This is a genomic window from Chelativorans multitrophicus (genome assembly GCF_011317445.1).
Lineage (GTDB): Bacteria > Pseudomonadota > Alphaproteobacteria > Rhizobiales > Rhizobiaceae > Chelativorans > Chelativorans multitrophicus.
In genome coordinates this window covers 963,848-976,085 of record NZ_JAAAPL010000001.1, presented here as the reverse complement: position 1 = coordinate 976,085, position 12,238 = coordinate 963,848, and the positions used below count along the sequence as shown (strand labels likewise).

Here is a 12,238-nt window from a genome sequence, read left to right as displayed (position 1 = left end):
AGCAGAGGATGCGGGTAACAGGACGAAATTTTCTTCTTCTTCTGGGCGAAGAAAAGATATTCTTTGGGGACGGGACGTGATGGCCGGTCACGGCGATCGCGTCGCCTTGATCGCGGACGACGATGAGTTCTTCAGGATTGCCCTGCGCACGATTCTGAAGGGCGAGCTCGGTTTCGCCGAGGTGATTGAGGCGGGATCGCTCGACGAGGCGATCGAGCGGCTTGCCGAGCGTGACGAGATCGGGCTGGCTCTCTTCGATCTGGCAATGCCTGGCATGAAGGATGCCGGAAGCCTTGAAGCGGTCCGCGATTTCCGCCGCGAAATGCGTGTTGCCGTCGTCTCGGCCTCGACCAGAAGGGCGGATATGCTGGCGGCATTGTCGGCCGGAGTCCACGGTTACGTGCCAAAGGGGCTTGGAGCTACGGAGCTTGCCGCTGCACTCGGCCATGTGTTGAACGGAGCAATCTACGTTCCACCGGAGATCGCGGGGCGAGATGAACGTTCATCGCAGGCCGTGTCTTCCGAACCGTCTTCGGAAAAGCCGGGCCGTGGCGTCGAACACCTGACGCCCCGCCAGCGAGAGGTGCTCGCCCTCCTGGTGGACGGCCTCTCCAATAAGGAGATTGCGCGCAAGCTTCGCCTCGGCGAGGGAACGGTCAAGATCCATATGGCGGCCCTCTTTCGCAGCCTGGGCGTAAGGAACAGGCAGGCTGCGGCTGCCGCCGGGGTGCGGCTCATGTCGAACCCACGGAAAGATACCGATTGAGGTCTGATCCTCGCCCCGGCTTTGAATAGGCCATCTGGCCGAATAGGCGACACTGGCGAAAAAGTGCAGGTATCCAGCCAAAGGAAACGCATATGCAATCGGTCACCGCACGCCGCAGAAGAGCCGGATTGCCCAGCCTGCGGCCCGCGCAGGCCGCGCAGGGCCTTACGCCGGCACAATGCTGCAGCGACGCGCTGATCGAGCCGATTGCCGATAAAGTTGGGCTGGAGATCGCGCCAACTCAAAGGCACAATCTGGCCCGCAACCTGATGAAATTGATGGAGCGGCACAAAATCGAGAATGCCGGCCTTTTTCTCGAGCGCTTCAATCGCGATGCCGCGCTCTTCGACGATGTCATCGCGGAGATGACCGTCGGCGAGACCTATTTCTTTCGCGATCCCGCCCAGTTCGATCTCGTACGCAAGAAGGTGCTGCCTTCTCTGCTTGCCGACCGCCCGGAAAGGGCGCCGATCAGGATGTGGAGCACCGGGTGCTCGACGGGTGAGGAAGCCTATTCCCTGGCGGTTTTGGCCGATCAGATGGGTCTGGCGGACCGAACGCAGATCATCGCCACCGACATCTCCCGCAAGGCTTTGAAGGTGGCGAGAGAGGGACATTATACAGAGCACTCTATGAGGGGCCAGGCAGCCGAGCGCATCAGGCCCCATCTCTCGCGCAGGGGCAACCGGTTGCGCCTAAGGGAGAAATACAGGCGGCGCGTTCGGTTCGATCAATTCTGGCTCGGTGAGGATGATCTCCCCTGTCCCGCCAAGGGCATTGCTGATCTCGATCTCATCCTCTGCCGCAACGTGCTTATCTATCTGCGGCCGGATGTCGTGCAGCGCATTGCACGCCAGTTCTACCGCTGCCTTGCGCCAGGCGGGTGGCTTCTCCTCGGCCCCTCCGATCCGCCTTTGTGGGACCACGCTCCATTCGCGACCTTTGTCACGCGCGCGGGTATTCTCTACCGTAGGGATCCCTCGGCGCCCGGCCGCGTCGCGTTCGACCGGAAGGGAGCGGTGACGGTTCCCGCGAGCGACGAAGCGTCCCCGCCCGGCGAGCCAGCGATGGCGGAAGAACAGACCGTCGGGCAGCGCCTGAGGGAGGCGAAGCTTGCGCTGGGGGAGGATTTTCTTGCCCGATGCATCCAAGAACTCGTGGGAATAGGTGCCTTAGATGCCGCTGCGGCTCTCGTGAAAGAGGCCATCGGGGTACATCCGCTTTCGATCAGGCTGCACTATCTTCAAAGCGTCGTCCTGATAGCCGCGGACCGGCTGCACGACGCGGCGGCCGCGCTGCGCAGGCTGTTGTATCTCGACGGTAGCCTTGCTGCCGCGCATTACCTTCTCGGCACCTGTCTTCGTGAAAGCGATCCGGAGACCGCCGGGCAGGCCTTCGCCATTGCCTTTGCGCTTTGCACGCGCCGCCCCGCCGAAGAACCGGTGGAGCTTATGGAGGAGTACAGTACCGGCCGCCTCGCCATCCGCATTGGACGCGAGATCGCCGATTTGAAGCTTTCGACGCGGGACGGTTTCTAATGCCGTCCAAGAAGAGTTCCGACGAACTGATCGATTGGGCGGTTGTTCGCCAGAGGCTAAAAACCGCCATGGACGCGACGGCCGGCCGCTGGGAGCCTTCCGCAGATGCCCGGCAGCGCAAGCTTGAAACCGTCGCGAAGGCCTTCACCCGTCCGCATGAAAGGTCGGGTGTTCCGGCTATCGGCTCCATCCTCTTCGATCTGGATGGCAGGCGCTGTGCCATAGAGGCGCGCTATGTCAGCGAGATCGTGCCGCTGACGCAGATTACGCCTCTCCCCCGCACGCCGGAATTCGTCATCGGCCTTTACAATCTGCGCGGACACCTTCTTCCCGTGTTCGATTTACGCCGGGTGATGGAGCCCGCCAAGCCGGTTCCGTTTTCCCCGGCTTGGGCGATCGTATGCGGGGATGAGCAGCCGGAGTTCCTGATTGCGACTTCGGCGATGGCCGGTGCGGCATCAGATCTCCCGGATGCGAGCCACCCACGGGAAGACGGGGCTGCTGCCTGGGTCCGTGGAGAGACCAGCGATGGCACGGTCGTTCTGGACGGAGAGGCACTTCTCGCGGACCGATTGCTTTTCCTGGAGGAGCCGGGGAATGCCGGCTTCCCCGGCGGAAAGGAGGGGGGAGAATGAGCGTATTGCGAGGCCTATACGGCACGCTGGGCCTGCCGATGATTTTCTTTGTCGCGGCCTGGGCCCTCTTCGTCAGTCTTGGGCTGTTGAACCTTGAGCATGTACGCCAGGATGTCGCAGCGACATCCCAGCTGGGTCGAGAGAGGGTATACCATGAGATCCTCTATAGGATCTCCCGGCTGAACGAAGGTGGCACGGCAGGTCCCGCCAACGGCGCGGCGGGCATTCGCGAGCTCATGAGTCGCAATGAGAGGATGCTGCAAACGCTGATCGAGGGTGAGGTCGGGGGGCATCCGCACGCCACGAGGGATCCCCATGTCACGGCCGAACTCGAGGAAAGCAGGACATATTGGGTGACGGTGGTCAGGCCTGCTCTGGAGCGCGCTATCGAGAGCCCGCCGGTCGACCTCGCCGAGATGGACCAGATCGAGCGTCTGATGGAGGTCTACGTCAATCGGCTGAATCGGCAGATCGTCCTCATAGAACAGCATGCTGGCGCGCAGCTCGAGCAAGCGCGGTTCCTGTTGCTTGCGGCAGCAGCCGTGATCGTGCTCGGCTTCTTCACGATGATCTTCCTTCTCCACTATCTGGCGAAGCGGACGCGCGCGCTCGTGAGGACGGCAGAGGAGATCAGTGCTGGCAATCTGGAACGGCGGGCGCCGGTCAACGGGCCTGAGGAGCTGGCGCTCCTCGGCACCTCCATCAATAGTATGACGCAGAAGCTTTCGGCGATGATTGAAGGCGAGCGCAGTGACCGCACGAGGCTGGAGGCGCTGGTTGCGACGATTTCGGAAACGGCCGAGCATCTTTCCAACTCGGCGGCCGAAATCCTGGCAGGCGCCTCGCAGCAGGTGGAAGGCATGCGCGAGCAGTCGGCTGCGGTGGCGGAGACCGCGACGAGCGTAGACGAGGTGCTGCAAACCGCCGAACAGGCGGCCAGCCGCGCAGAAGCAGTGGCGGCTTCGGCGGAAGCGGTCGTCGAAGTGAGCGGTGCTGGCCGTAAGGCGGTGGATGAAACCGTGGCCGTTATGAATGCGGTCAGTGACCGGACGGAAGCTATTGCAGGCGATATCCTTGCCTTGGCCGAAAGCAGCCAGGAGATCGGCGAGATCGTAGCGGTCGTTACGGAAATCGCCGACCAGACGAATCTTTTGGCGCTCAACGCCACCATAGAAGCCTCCCGCGCCGGCGAGCATGGCCACGGTTTCAGCGTGGTCGCATCGGAAATCAAGGCTCTCGCCGACCAGTCGAAGGCATCCATCGACAAAGTCCGCCGCATCCTGCTGGATATCCAAAGGGGCACCAATGCCGCCGTGATCGGCATGGAGGAGGGCGCAAAAAGCGTCGATCGCGCGCTGGAGAAGGTCAACGAAGCGGGGGAAACCATTCGGCAGCTGGAGAGCGTGATCGCCAACTCCGCTCGCTCGGCTGCGCAGATCGCCGCTTCCGCCGGTCAGCAGCGCGCCGGGCTAAAGCAGATCCACGACGCGATCTATCACATCGAACAAACGAGCAGGCAGAATCTCGCGGCCGTCCGCCAGTCCGAACAAGCCGCGCGGACCCTGAATGAACTCGGGACACGGTTAAAAACGATGCTGGGCACACGCAAGGATTGACCCATGGCAAAGGCAGATCTCGATCGCCAGTTGCTCGGCCTGTTCATCAGGGAGGTGCAGGAGCGTTCGGGCGAGTTGGAGCGCATGCTGCTCGCGGTCGAAGGCGCCGCAGGGGCAGAGGAGCGGCGGCACTTGCTGGAAAGGCTGCTGCGCATCGCACATAGTCTTAAGGGGGCTGCGGGGCTGGTGGAAATCCGCTCTATTGAGAAGGTGTGCCACAGGATGGAAGATCTTCTTGCCCAGCTCGCGCGCGCTGAACGCCCCCTGGAGAGGGCGGATCTTGATGTGCTGCTCGAAGCAACGGACTGGATCGCGCAAACCGGAGGCAAGTTGGAGCGGGAGCCCGGTGCCCCGATGACTCCGACCGAAGATGTGCTCGAACGGCTGGATGCAAGGCTCGGGGAAAAGCCGAAAGCGCCTCAGGATACCCGCGCCGCTGGCGGCGTGCCCATGCCGCCTGTGCGGACGAGCGATCTCGACGGCTCTATTCGGCTTTCCGGCCACCGCCTCGACGCGCTTCTTTACAGGAGCGGTGAGTTGCTCGCCGCAAAGTCGCGGCTGAGCCTGAGGGCTGCTGAAGCCGCCTCCCTGCGGGAGCGGTTCAGGCGGGTTCGTTTCCCGCACACCGCCAACGGCGAGGCGGCGCCATCGCTCGACGAGAGTTTGCGGGAACTGGCTGCCGGGCTCTCAGAGGACGCAAGACTGATAGGCAGCCTTGTCGGCGCGCTCGATCACGAGATTCGGCGCGCCCGCATGCAGCGTTTCGCGGAAGCCTGCCAGGGCCTTCCCCGCCTCGTCCGGGATATTGGGAATGAGTCTGGAAAACTGGCGGAGCTGAACATCCTCGGCGGTGAAATCGAGGTCGACCGGTCCATCGTCTCGGGGCTTCAGGATTCTCTCAGGCACCTCGTGCGCAACGCCATGGGACATGGCATCGAGACGCCGCCTGAGCGCCGCAAGGCAGGCAAGCCAGAGAAGGGTAGGATAACGGTCTCGGCTGCACTGTTCCGCGATCGATTTCAGGTACATGTCGAGGATGACGGCCGGGGCTTCGACCTGAAGTCGATCGCCGAAGCCGCAGCCGGGAAGGGACTACCCGAAGCGCAGGACGAGCGGCAACTTCTGCGCCGGGCATTTGAGCCGGGCATTTCGACATCGGCCGAGGTTACCAGCCTTTCGGGCCGCGGTGTCGGGCTCGATATCGTCCGCAACGCAGTGGAGGCGATGAGGGGTACGGTCGAGCTTTCCAACGTTCGGGGCGGCGGCGCGGCCTTCACCATGACGCTGCCGCTGACCCTGGCCACAGTTCGGGCGCTGGAGGTGATGTCTGGCGGTCAAATCTTCACCATCGACACCTCTTCCGTACGCAAAGTAGGCCAGATCTCCACTCGCGATCTGCCTCAACGCGGCAAGCCGAACCTACTCAAAACGGCTAACGGGAATGTGCGGGTTCTCGATCTTGCCACCTGGCTCGGTTTTCCCGGACCACTGATGCCGGATGGGAAAGACATTCGCACGGCTGTATTTGTTGGCACGGCCGGTGATGAAACCGCTGTTCTGGTGGAGCAGATCCTGGAGGAACAAGAGATGCTGGTGCGCTCGCTCGGGCCGCGCCTGGCGAACACGAGGTGCTACAGCGGCGCCACCATCCTTCCGGACGGGCCCATCGCCCTGCTTCTGAATGCGGCCGCTCTGATCGAGGCGGCGGCGTCGGGCGAGTATTCTGGAACCGATGCCTATTCCCTCCAAGTGCGGCAGGCACGGAAGAAAATTCTCGTCGTCGACGATTCTCCTTCCGTGCGCGCACTGGAAAAACTTATCCTCGAGGGTGCCGGCTACGACGTGGCAATTGCGGCCGATGGGGCCGAGGCATGGAAGCACCTGCGGACCCATGGCGCAGACGTGGTGGTGGCTGATATCGACATGCCGGAAATGGACGGCGTTGCACTCACCCAAACAATAAGACGGTCCCGGAAATTCGCCCAATTGCCGGTCATATTGATCTCAGGGCGCGATACTGTCGAGGAGAAGGAGCAGGGTCTGCATGCAGGCGCCAACGCCTACATGGCCAAGAGCAGCTTCGACCAGCAGCTCTTCTTGGAAGCGGTTCGCCAGATGGTGTGACCTCAGATGCTCCGCATACTCCTTGTTTCAGACAATGGGGAGCTGATCTCGCTGATCAAGCGCGCGCTGGCCGGCGGAGAGCTGGAGCTGGTCGGCGTGGCGCAAAGCCAGGCCGATGCCGTCGAGGGAGCAAAAAGGCGCAAGCCCGATCTCATCATTGTGGAACCCCGGATGGGCCTGCTGGACGGCATTTCGGTGGTGAGGGAGATCATGGTCGAGGCGCCGGCGCCGATTGTCATCGTCGCGGGAAAGGGCGATCCCGATTTGGGGATCGGTGGGGCCGATGCGCTGGCTTCCGGGGCGCTGGCGATCATTCCTGCGCCCTTGGAGAGTGGGGGCAAGCTGGAGGAAAATTCGACACGCAAGTTCCTTTCGAGCCTCACCGCGATGTCGCAGGTGAAAGTGGTCAGGCGCTGGCGCGGGCGGTCCGAGAGGCAGGGACCTCATCCCAAGATCGTGCTGCAGCCGTCCGTGCGGGTTGTCGGGATCGCGGCATCCACAGGGGGCCCGGCAGCCATCAAAACCATTTTGAAAAGCCTGCCACCGGAATTCCCGGCGCCCATCCTAGTGGTCCAACACATATCGGATGGGTACATCAACGGGGTCGCATCGTCCCTCGACAAGGCGCTTCCGCTTCGGGTGAAGGTTGCCGAAAATGGAGATCCGCTTTCTCCCGCCACCGTCTACTTCGCCCCGGACCGGCATCAGATAGGCTTGCGGGGAAAGACACGCATCGCCGTCGCTGATGACCCTCCCGTGGATGGCTTCCGCCCTTCAGGCACATACCTGTTTGAGTCGATGGCGCAGGCCTTCGGAAGTCAGGCCCTTGCGGTGGTTCTTACGGGAATGGGCCGGGACGGCACCGAAGGGCTGAGGAGCATCCGCGCCGCCAACGGACTGGTGATCGCCCAGGATGCCGAAAGCTCCGTGGTTTTCGGCATGCCGAAGGCAGCTATCGATTCAGGGCTCGTCGACCTCGTTCTTCCCCTGGAACAGATCGCGGGCGAGATCGCCCGGCTGGCAGGGGCTTCGAAGTCCTGAATGGCATTATTGAATTCCCGCGATCTGGATCGCTGCCGGCGTGATGATGACGGCGAAGAGAACGGGCAGAAAGAACACGATCATCGGTACGGTGAGCTTCGGGGGTAGCGCGGCGGCGCGCTTTTCAGCCTCGCTCATGCGCATGTCGCGGTTCTCCTGCGCCATGACGCGCAGCGCCTGGCCAAGTGGCGTGCCGTATTTCTCCGCCTGGATGAGGCTGGTGACGGCTGCGCGCACACCCTCCACGCCGGTCCGCCGGCCCAGATTTTCATAGGCCTGCCGCCGGTCCTGAAGAAAGGACAGCTCCGCCGTCGTCAGCGCAATTTCCTCCGCTATCTCGGCGGATTGTGTGCCGATCTCCTCGGCCACCTTGCGGAAGGCGCTTTCGATGCTCATCCCGGATTCGACGCAGATAAGCAGAAGGTCGAGCGCCTCCGGCCAGGCGCGCTGGATGGCCTTCTGCCGCTTGGTGATCTTGTTCCGGATATAAAGGGCCGGCACGAAATAGCCGAAGCCCCCCAGGGCGGCAGCGATGCCGAGGATCGCGAAAAGAGGCAGGTCGGGCTTGAGGATGAGAAGAACATAAGTGAGGCTGACGGCAAAGATCGCGATCGGTGCGATGAGCCGCACCGCAAGGAAAGTGATGACCGGCGCATTGCCGCGATAGCCTGCCCTGCGGAGACGGTCCACAAGCTGTCCGTTATCGCCCTGCTTTGCGAGTTTGAAACGATCGACGATCTGCTTGAAGAGTTTTCGCGGTTCGCTGCGGAGCGAAGGAAGGCGCTTTTGCATGGCAAGTCGCGCCCGCTCCTGCTTGCGAAGGAGCTCCCGCTCATTCTCCACCTTCGCCATGCGACGGGCGAGATTGTCGCGAAAAAGATAAGGCCAGGAAACCACGATGACGGACGAAAACGCCGCCACCGCCGCCATCAGGGCGGAAAGCTGTCCGGGTTCGGGGATGTAGGAAGCCAGGCTCATATCGCCCTCAAAAATCGAAATTGATCATCTTGCGCATGACGAGGATGCCCATGCCCATCCAGAGTGCGCAGCCTGCGAGCACGAGCTTTCCCGTGAGGGTGCTGAACAGAAGCGACATATAGTCTGGGCTGGTCAGGTAGATGGCCGCCGATACGAAGAACGGCAGGGCGCCGATAATGCCAGCCGAGGATTTGGCTTCCGAGCTCATAGCCCTGATCTTGGCGCTCATCTTCTTGCGCTCGCGCAGGACCTTGGAAAGGTTCCCGAGCGCTTCCGCCAGGCTGCCGCCGGTCCGGCTTTGAAGGCCCACCACAATTGCGAAGAAGTTTGCTTCCGCAAGCGGCACGCGCTCCCATAGCCGCTGTACGGCCTCGTCGAGGGAAATGCCAAGCGTCTGGTCCTGCACGATCGCGACAAATTCGCTTTTGACCGGCTCCTGTGCCTCGGCGGCGATGATGCGAAGGCAGTCTCCCACCGGCAAGCCCGATTTCAGGCCGCGCACGATCACGTCCACCGCATTGGAGAATTCGTTGGTAAACTGCTTGAAGCGCCGCTTGCGGCGGCTCGCCACGTAGAAATGCGGCAACAGCAGTCCCCCGGCCAGCGCAAAGCCGACGGAAACGAGACTGCCCGCCCCGAGGAGAAGCGCCACCGGAAAGGTGAGGGCGCCACAGACCGCGCAGGCGGTGAAATAGGCTCGCCTGTTCCAGCTCAGGCCGGCTTGCCGCAGCCTGCCGCTCAGTGTTGGCTTTCCGGCTTTCCTTGTCTTGGCCTTCTGCTTTTCCTCGAGTTCCCGCAGCGTCTTCTCGACCGATTTGCGGCGGTCCCTGTCTTCGTCTGCCGGTGCGGTGCTCTCCTCTTCCTCGCCCAAGGCGGCCAGGCCCTGGAAGCGCCTGCGGAAGGGGCTTGCCTTGGCGAACTGCGGATAGAACAGGGCGGCTGCCACGCCGCCGACGCTAAGCGTGGCGAATGCGAAGACCATCAGTGGGAAGAGGGTGGGCCCCAGCGCCGTGCTCAGATCCATTGATTTTCTCCCAGGGGGGTCAGGCCGCGGCCTTCGCTTCCGCGGCGTCCAGCGCTGCCGCCAGGCGGGCCTCTTCGCCGTAGTAGCGCGCGCGGTCCCAGAAGGCCGGACGGCCGATGCCGGTCGAGCGATGCCGCCCGATCAGCCTGCCATTGGCATCCTCGCCGAGGATGTCATAGACGAAGAGGTCCTGGGTGATGACGACATCGCCTTCCATTCCCAGCACTTCGGTGATGTGGGTTATGCGCCGCGATCCGTCGCGCAGACGCGCGGCCTGAACGATGACGTCCACTGAAGAAACGATCATCTCCCGGATCGTCTTGGAGGGCAGCGTGAAGCCGCCTGTGGTGATCATGGATTCCAGGCGCGAGATAGCCTCGCGCGGCGAGTTGGCGTGCAGGGTTCCCATCGAGCCGTCATGGCCGGTGTTCATGGCTTGCAGGAGGTCGAAGGCTTCGGGTCCGCGGACCTCGCCGACGATGATGCGTTCGGGGCGCATGCGCAGGCAGTTCTTCACCAGGTTGCGCATTGTGATCTCGCCCTGGCCCTCGATGTTGGGCGGGCGGGTTTCCAGGCGCACCACATGCGGCTGCTGAAGCTGAAGCTCGGCGGCGTCTTCGCAGGTGACGATGCGCTCGCCGTCATCGATGTAGCCGGTCAGGCAGTTCAGAAGCGTCGTCTTGCCGGAGCCTGTTCCGCCGGAGATCAGCACATTGCAGCGCACGCGGCCGATAATCTTCAAAAGTTCCGCGCCTTCCGGCGTAATGGATCCGAACGTGACGAGCTGATCGAGTGTGAGCTTGTCTTTCCTGAACTTGCGGATCGTCAGGGCCGGGCCATCGATGGCGAGCGGCGGCGCAATGACGTTGACACGCGAGCCGTCCGCCAGACGCGCGTCGCAGATCGGGCTGGATTCATCGACGCGGCGGCCGACCTGGCTCACGATGCGCTGGCAGATGTTCAGAAGCTGCTCGTTGTCGCGGAAGCGGATGCCGCTTTCCTGAACCTGACCGCCGACCTCGATAAAGACCTGGTTGGCGCCATTGACCATGATGTCGGCGATGTCATCGCGCGCAAGCAGCGGCTCCAGCGGACCGTATCCAAGAATGTCGTCGCAGATGTCGCGAAGCAGGTCATTCTGCTCGGCTTGCGAGATGCCGGCCCTTTTGGCGGCAACGATATCGTTGATGATGGCGCCGATTTCCTTGCGCGCCTGCGACTGCTCCATGACTGAGAGCGCGGCGACATCGATTGCGGCAATGAGTGCGCTGAAGACTTCCTTCTTCAGCTCGTAATAGCTGCTGGGCTTCTCGGCGAAAGAAGCGGCCGGAGCCGTCGCGGGAAGCTTTTCTGACTGGTTTGCGGGTTCAGGTGCGCGGCGCGTGATCGGCGCTTGAACGGCGGGCTGTTCGATGGCCTGCACCTGGGAGGCGGATTTTCTGCCAATCATCGTTCCTGCCTTTGAAGAGAGGGTCTGCCCGCTATGTGCCTGGGGGAAAAAAGGGGGGGATTCTCATCCCCCCAAATTTCTTGTGTCCTGAGTGACTTAACGTCTTAGAGGACGGGGTTTAGCCGGTTGGCGATCGCCTGGAACGAGTCGCGCACGTCGGTGCCGACCAGTCCGGCCGCGGTAATGATGACGACGGCGATCAGGCCGGCGATGAGGCCGTACTCGATGGCGGTGGCGCCAGACTCGTTTTTGGCAAAGCGGGTGAGAAGGTTCTTCATGATCCGATCCTTTAGGTTGAGGTTGCGCCGACCCGTGCAAGAGCGGCATCACAGGCGGGGCGGCATCTGCCCTGAAGTCCGCGTTCTGTGTAGCCGTGATATAACTCTGTTAACCCTACGGCTCCATTCGGCCTGATGGCCGAGCTTCATGCGCGCTATTCTCGGCCACATGGTCTAATTCGCCCGATCGGAACGGCCGCTGTACCGCTCACCATCACGCCGCGGGAACGCCTCGCTCGCGCAGCCGTTCAGGCAGAAGTCCAAGGAGGTAATCTGCCATGAGAGCCGCTTCCCGAATTCCGCTTGCGCTGGCCGTCTTGCTTGTCACGCCGCCCGCAGAGGCAGGCGGCGATCCGCTTTTGGCCGTTGAGCAAACCGTGGCCTATGAGAGGGCAGGTGCGGTCAGGCTCACCATAGACTTCGCCGAGCTTCTTGTGCTTGACGAGCCGGCAAGCACGATCATCGTCGGCAATTCGGCCATCGCAGCGGCGAGCCTTACCGATGATCGCACGCTCATCCTGACGGGAAGAACGGCGGGAGCCACGAACCTCATCGTCCTCGATGCCGAGGGTGAGGAAATCGCGAATCTCGTGCTGGAGGTCGTCGCGGCGGGAAACCATCTCATCACAGTCCACCAGGGTCAAAGTAGGCGGACATTCGCCTGTGCGCGCCGTTGCGAGCCGGTTCTGTCCGTCGGGGACGATGCGGAACTATTCAGCGCGACGGCATCCCAGATCAACACGCGCAGCGGCTTCACCGATACCGGGCAAGCCGGCCAGTAAGGAAAA

Annotated in this window: 11 protein-coding genes; 7 read left to right on the top strand and 4 right to left on the bottom strand. The window is 62.5% G+C overall.

All coding sequences use genetic code 11. The annotated features are described in order from the left end of the window. Positions 1 to 79 precede the first annotated feature (79 nt). From GNP00_RS04835 to GNP00_RS04810, 6 genes are all read left to right on the top strand, one after another. The gene (locus tag GNP00_RS04835; RefSeq protein WP_011579939.1) at positions 80 to 766 is read left to right on the top strand and encodes a LuxR C-terminal-related transcriptional regulator; all 687 of its coding nucleotides are present in this window, start codon (positions 80 to 82) and stop codon (positions 764 to 766) included. A 92-nt stretch (positions 767 to 858) separates the two neighbouring features. Continuing rightward, positions 859 to 2,304 carry a CheR family methyltransferase gene (locus GNP00_RS04830; protein ID WP_011579940.1) on the top strand — a complete coding sequence of 482 codons (1,446 nt, stop codon included), beginning with the start codon at positions 859 to 861 and terminating at the stop codon, positions 2,302 to 2,304. Further along, positions 2,304 to 2,939 (top strand): chemotaxis protein CheW, encoded by a 636-nt coding sequence (locus GNP00_RS04825; RefSeq protein ID WP_011579941.1) that lies wholly within the window; start codon positions 2,304 to 2,306, stop codon positions 2,937 to 2,939. Before GNP00_RS04830 ends, GNP00_RS04825 begins: the two co-directional genes overlap by 1 nt. Beyond that, the gene (locus GNP00_RS04820) at positions 2,936 to 4,555 is read left to right on the top strand and encodes a methyl-accepting chemotaxis protein (RefSeq protein WP_011579942.1); all 1,620 of its coding nucleotides are present in this window, start codon (positions 2,936 to 2,938) and stop codon (positions 4,553 to 4,555) included. The genes GNP00_RS04825 and GNP00_RS04820 overlap by 4 nt, the downstream gene beginning before the upstream one ends. Positions 4,556 to 4,558: 3 nt before the next feature. Beyond that, positions 4,559 to 6,679: a hybrid sensor histidine kinase/response regulator gene (locus GNP00_RS04815; RefSeq protein ID WP_011579943.1), complete on the top strand. Its 2,121-nt coding sequence runs from the start codon at positions 4,559 to 4,561 to the stop codon at positions 6,677 to 6,679. Positions 6,680 to 6,685: 6 nt separating this feature from the next. Next, on the top strand, positions 6,686 to 7,720 hold the full coding sequence (locus GNP00_RS04810; RefSeq protein WP_011579944.1) for a chemotaxis protein CheB: 1,035 nt from the start codon (positions 6,686 to 6,688) through the stop codon (positions 7,718 to 7,720). 6 nt (positions 7,721 to 7,726) lie between these two features. Here GNP00_RS04810 and GNP00_RS04805 read toward each other — a convergent pair whose 3' ends face one another. From GNP00_RS04805 to GNP00_RS04790, 4 genes are all read right to left on the bottom strand, one after another. Further along, complete coding sequence (locus GNP00_RS04805) at positions 7,727 to 8,698, bottom strand: type II secretion system F family protein (RefSeq protein WP_011579945.1); 972 nt, start codon at positions 8,696 to 8,698, stop codon at positions 7,727 to 7,729. Positions 8,699 to 8,705: 7 nt separating this feature from the next. Continuing rightward, a complete protein-coding gene (locus tag GNP00_RS04800) occupies positions 8,706 to 9,722 on the bottom strand; it encodes a type II secretion system F family protein (RefSeq protein WP_011579946.1) in 1,017 nt (338 codons plus the stop codon). A gap of 19 nt (positions 9,723 to 9,741) precedes the next feature. Then, a complete protein-coding gene (locus GNP00_RS04795) occupies positions 9,742 to 11,172 on the bottom strand; it encodes a TadA family conjugal transfer-associated ATPase (RefSeq protein WP_011579947.1) in 1,431 nt (476 codons plus the stop codon). A 104-nt stretch (positions 11,173 to 11,276) separates the two neighbouring features. Continuing rightward, positions 11,277 to 11,450, bottom strand: a complete 174-nt coding sequence (locus GNP00_RS04790; protein ID WP_011579948.1) for a Flp family type IVb pilin — start codon at positions 11,448 to 11,450, stop codon at positions 11,277 to 11,279. Positions 11,451 to 11,728: 278 nt separating this feature from the next. On the opposite strand from GNP00_RS04790, the gene GNP00_RS04785 reads away from it, so the two are divergent. Beyond that, on the top strand, positions 11,729 to 12,232 hold the full coding sequence (locus GNP00_RS04785; RefSeq protein ID WP_011579949.1) for a pilus assembly protein N-terminal domain-containing protein: 504 nt from the start codon (positions 11,729 to 11,731) through the stop codon (positions 12,230 to 12,232). The last annotated feature ends 6 nt before the right edge of the window (positions 12,233 to 12,238 follow it).

Excerpts from the sequence above, each read along its gene's own strand:
- GNP00_RS04835 (WP_011579939.1), top strand. The coding sequence starts at position 80 with ATGGCCGGTCACGGCGATCGCGTCGCCTTGATCGCGGACGACGATGAG.
- GNP00_RS04830 (WP_011579940.1), top strand. The coding sequence starts at position 859 with ATGCAATCGGTCACCGCACGCCGCAGAAGAGCCGGATTGCCCAGCCTG.
- GNP00_RS04825 (WP_011579941.1), top strand. The coding sequence starts at position 2,304 with ATGCCGTCCAAGAAGAGTTCCGACGAACTGATCGATTGGGCGGTTGTT.
- GNP00_RS04820 (WP_011579942.1), top strand. The coding sequence starts at position 2,936 with ATGAGCGTATTGCGAGGCCTATACGGCACGCTGGGCCTGCCGATGATT.
- GNP00_RS04815 (WP_011579943.1), top strand. The coding sequence starts at position 4,559 with ATGGCAAAGGCAGATCTCGATCGCCAGTTGCTCGGCCTGTTCATCAGG.
- GNP00_RS04810 (WP_011579944.1), top strand. The coding sequence starts at position 6,686 with ATGCTCCGCATACTCCTTGTTTCAGACAATGGGGAGCTGATCTCGCTG.
- GNP00_RS04805 (WP_011579945.1), bottom strand. The coding sequence starts at position 8,698 with ATGAGCCTGGCTTCCTACATCCCCGAACCCGGACAGCTTTCCGCCCTG.
- GNP00_RS04800 (WP_011579946.1), bottom strand. The coding sequence starts at position 9,722 with ATGGATCTGAGCACGGCGCTGGGGCCCACCCTCTTCCCACTGATGGTC.
- GNP00_RS04795 (WP_011579947.1), bottom strand. The coding sequence starts at position 11,172 with ATGATTGGCAGAAAATCCGCCTCCCAGGTGCAGGCCATCGAACAGCCC.
- GNP00_RS04790 (WP_011579948.1), bottom strand. The coding sequence starts at position 11,450 with ATGAAGAACCTTCTCACCCGCTTTGCCAAAAACGAGTCTGGCGCCACC.
- GNP00_RS04785 (WP_011579949.1), top strand. The coding sequence starts at position 11,729 with ATGAGAGCCGCTTCCCGAATTCCGCTTGCGCTGGCCGTCTTGCTTGTC.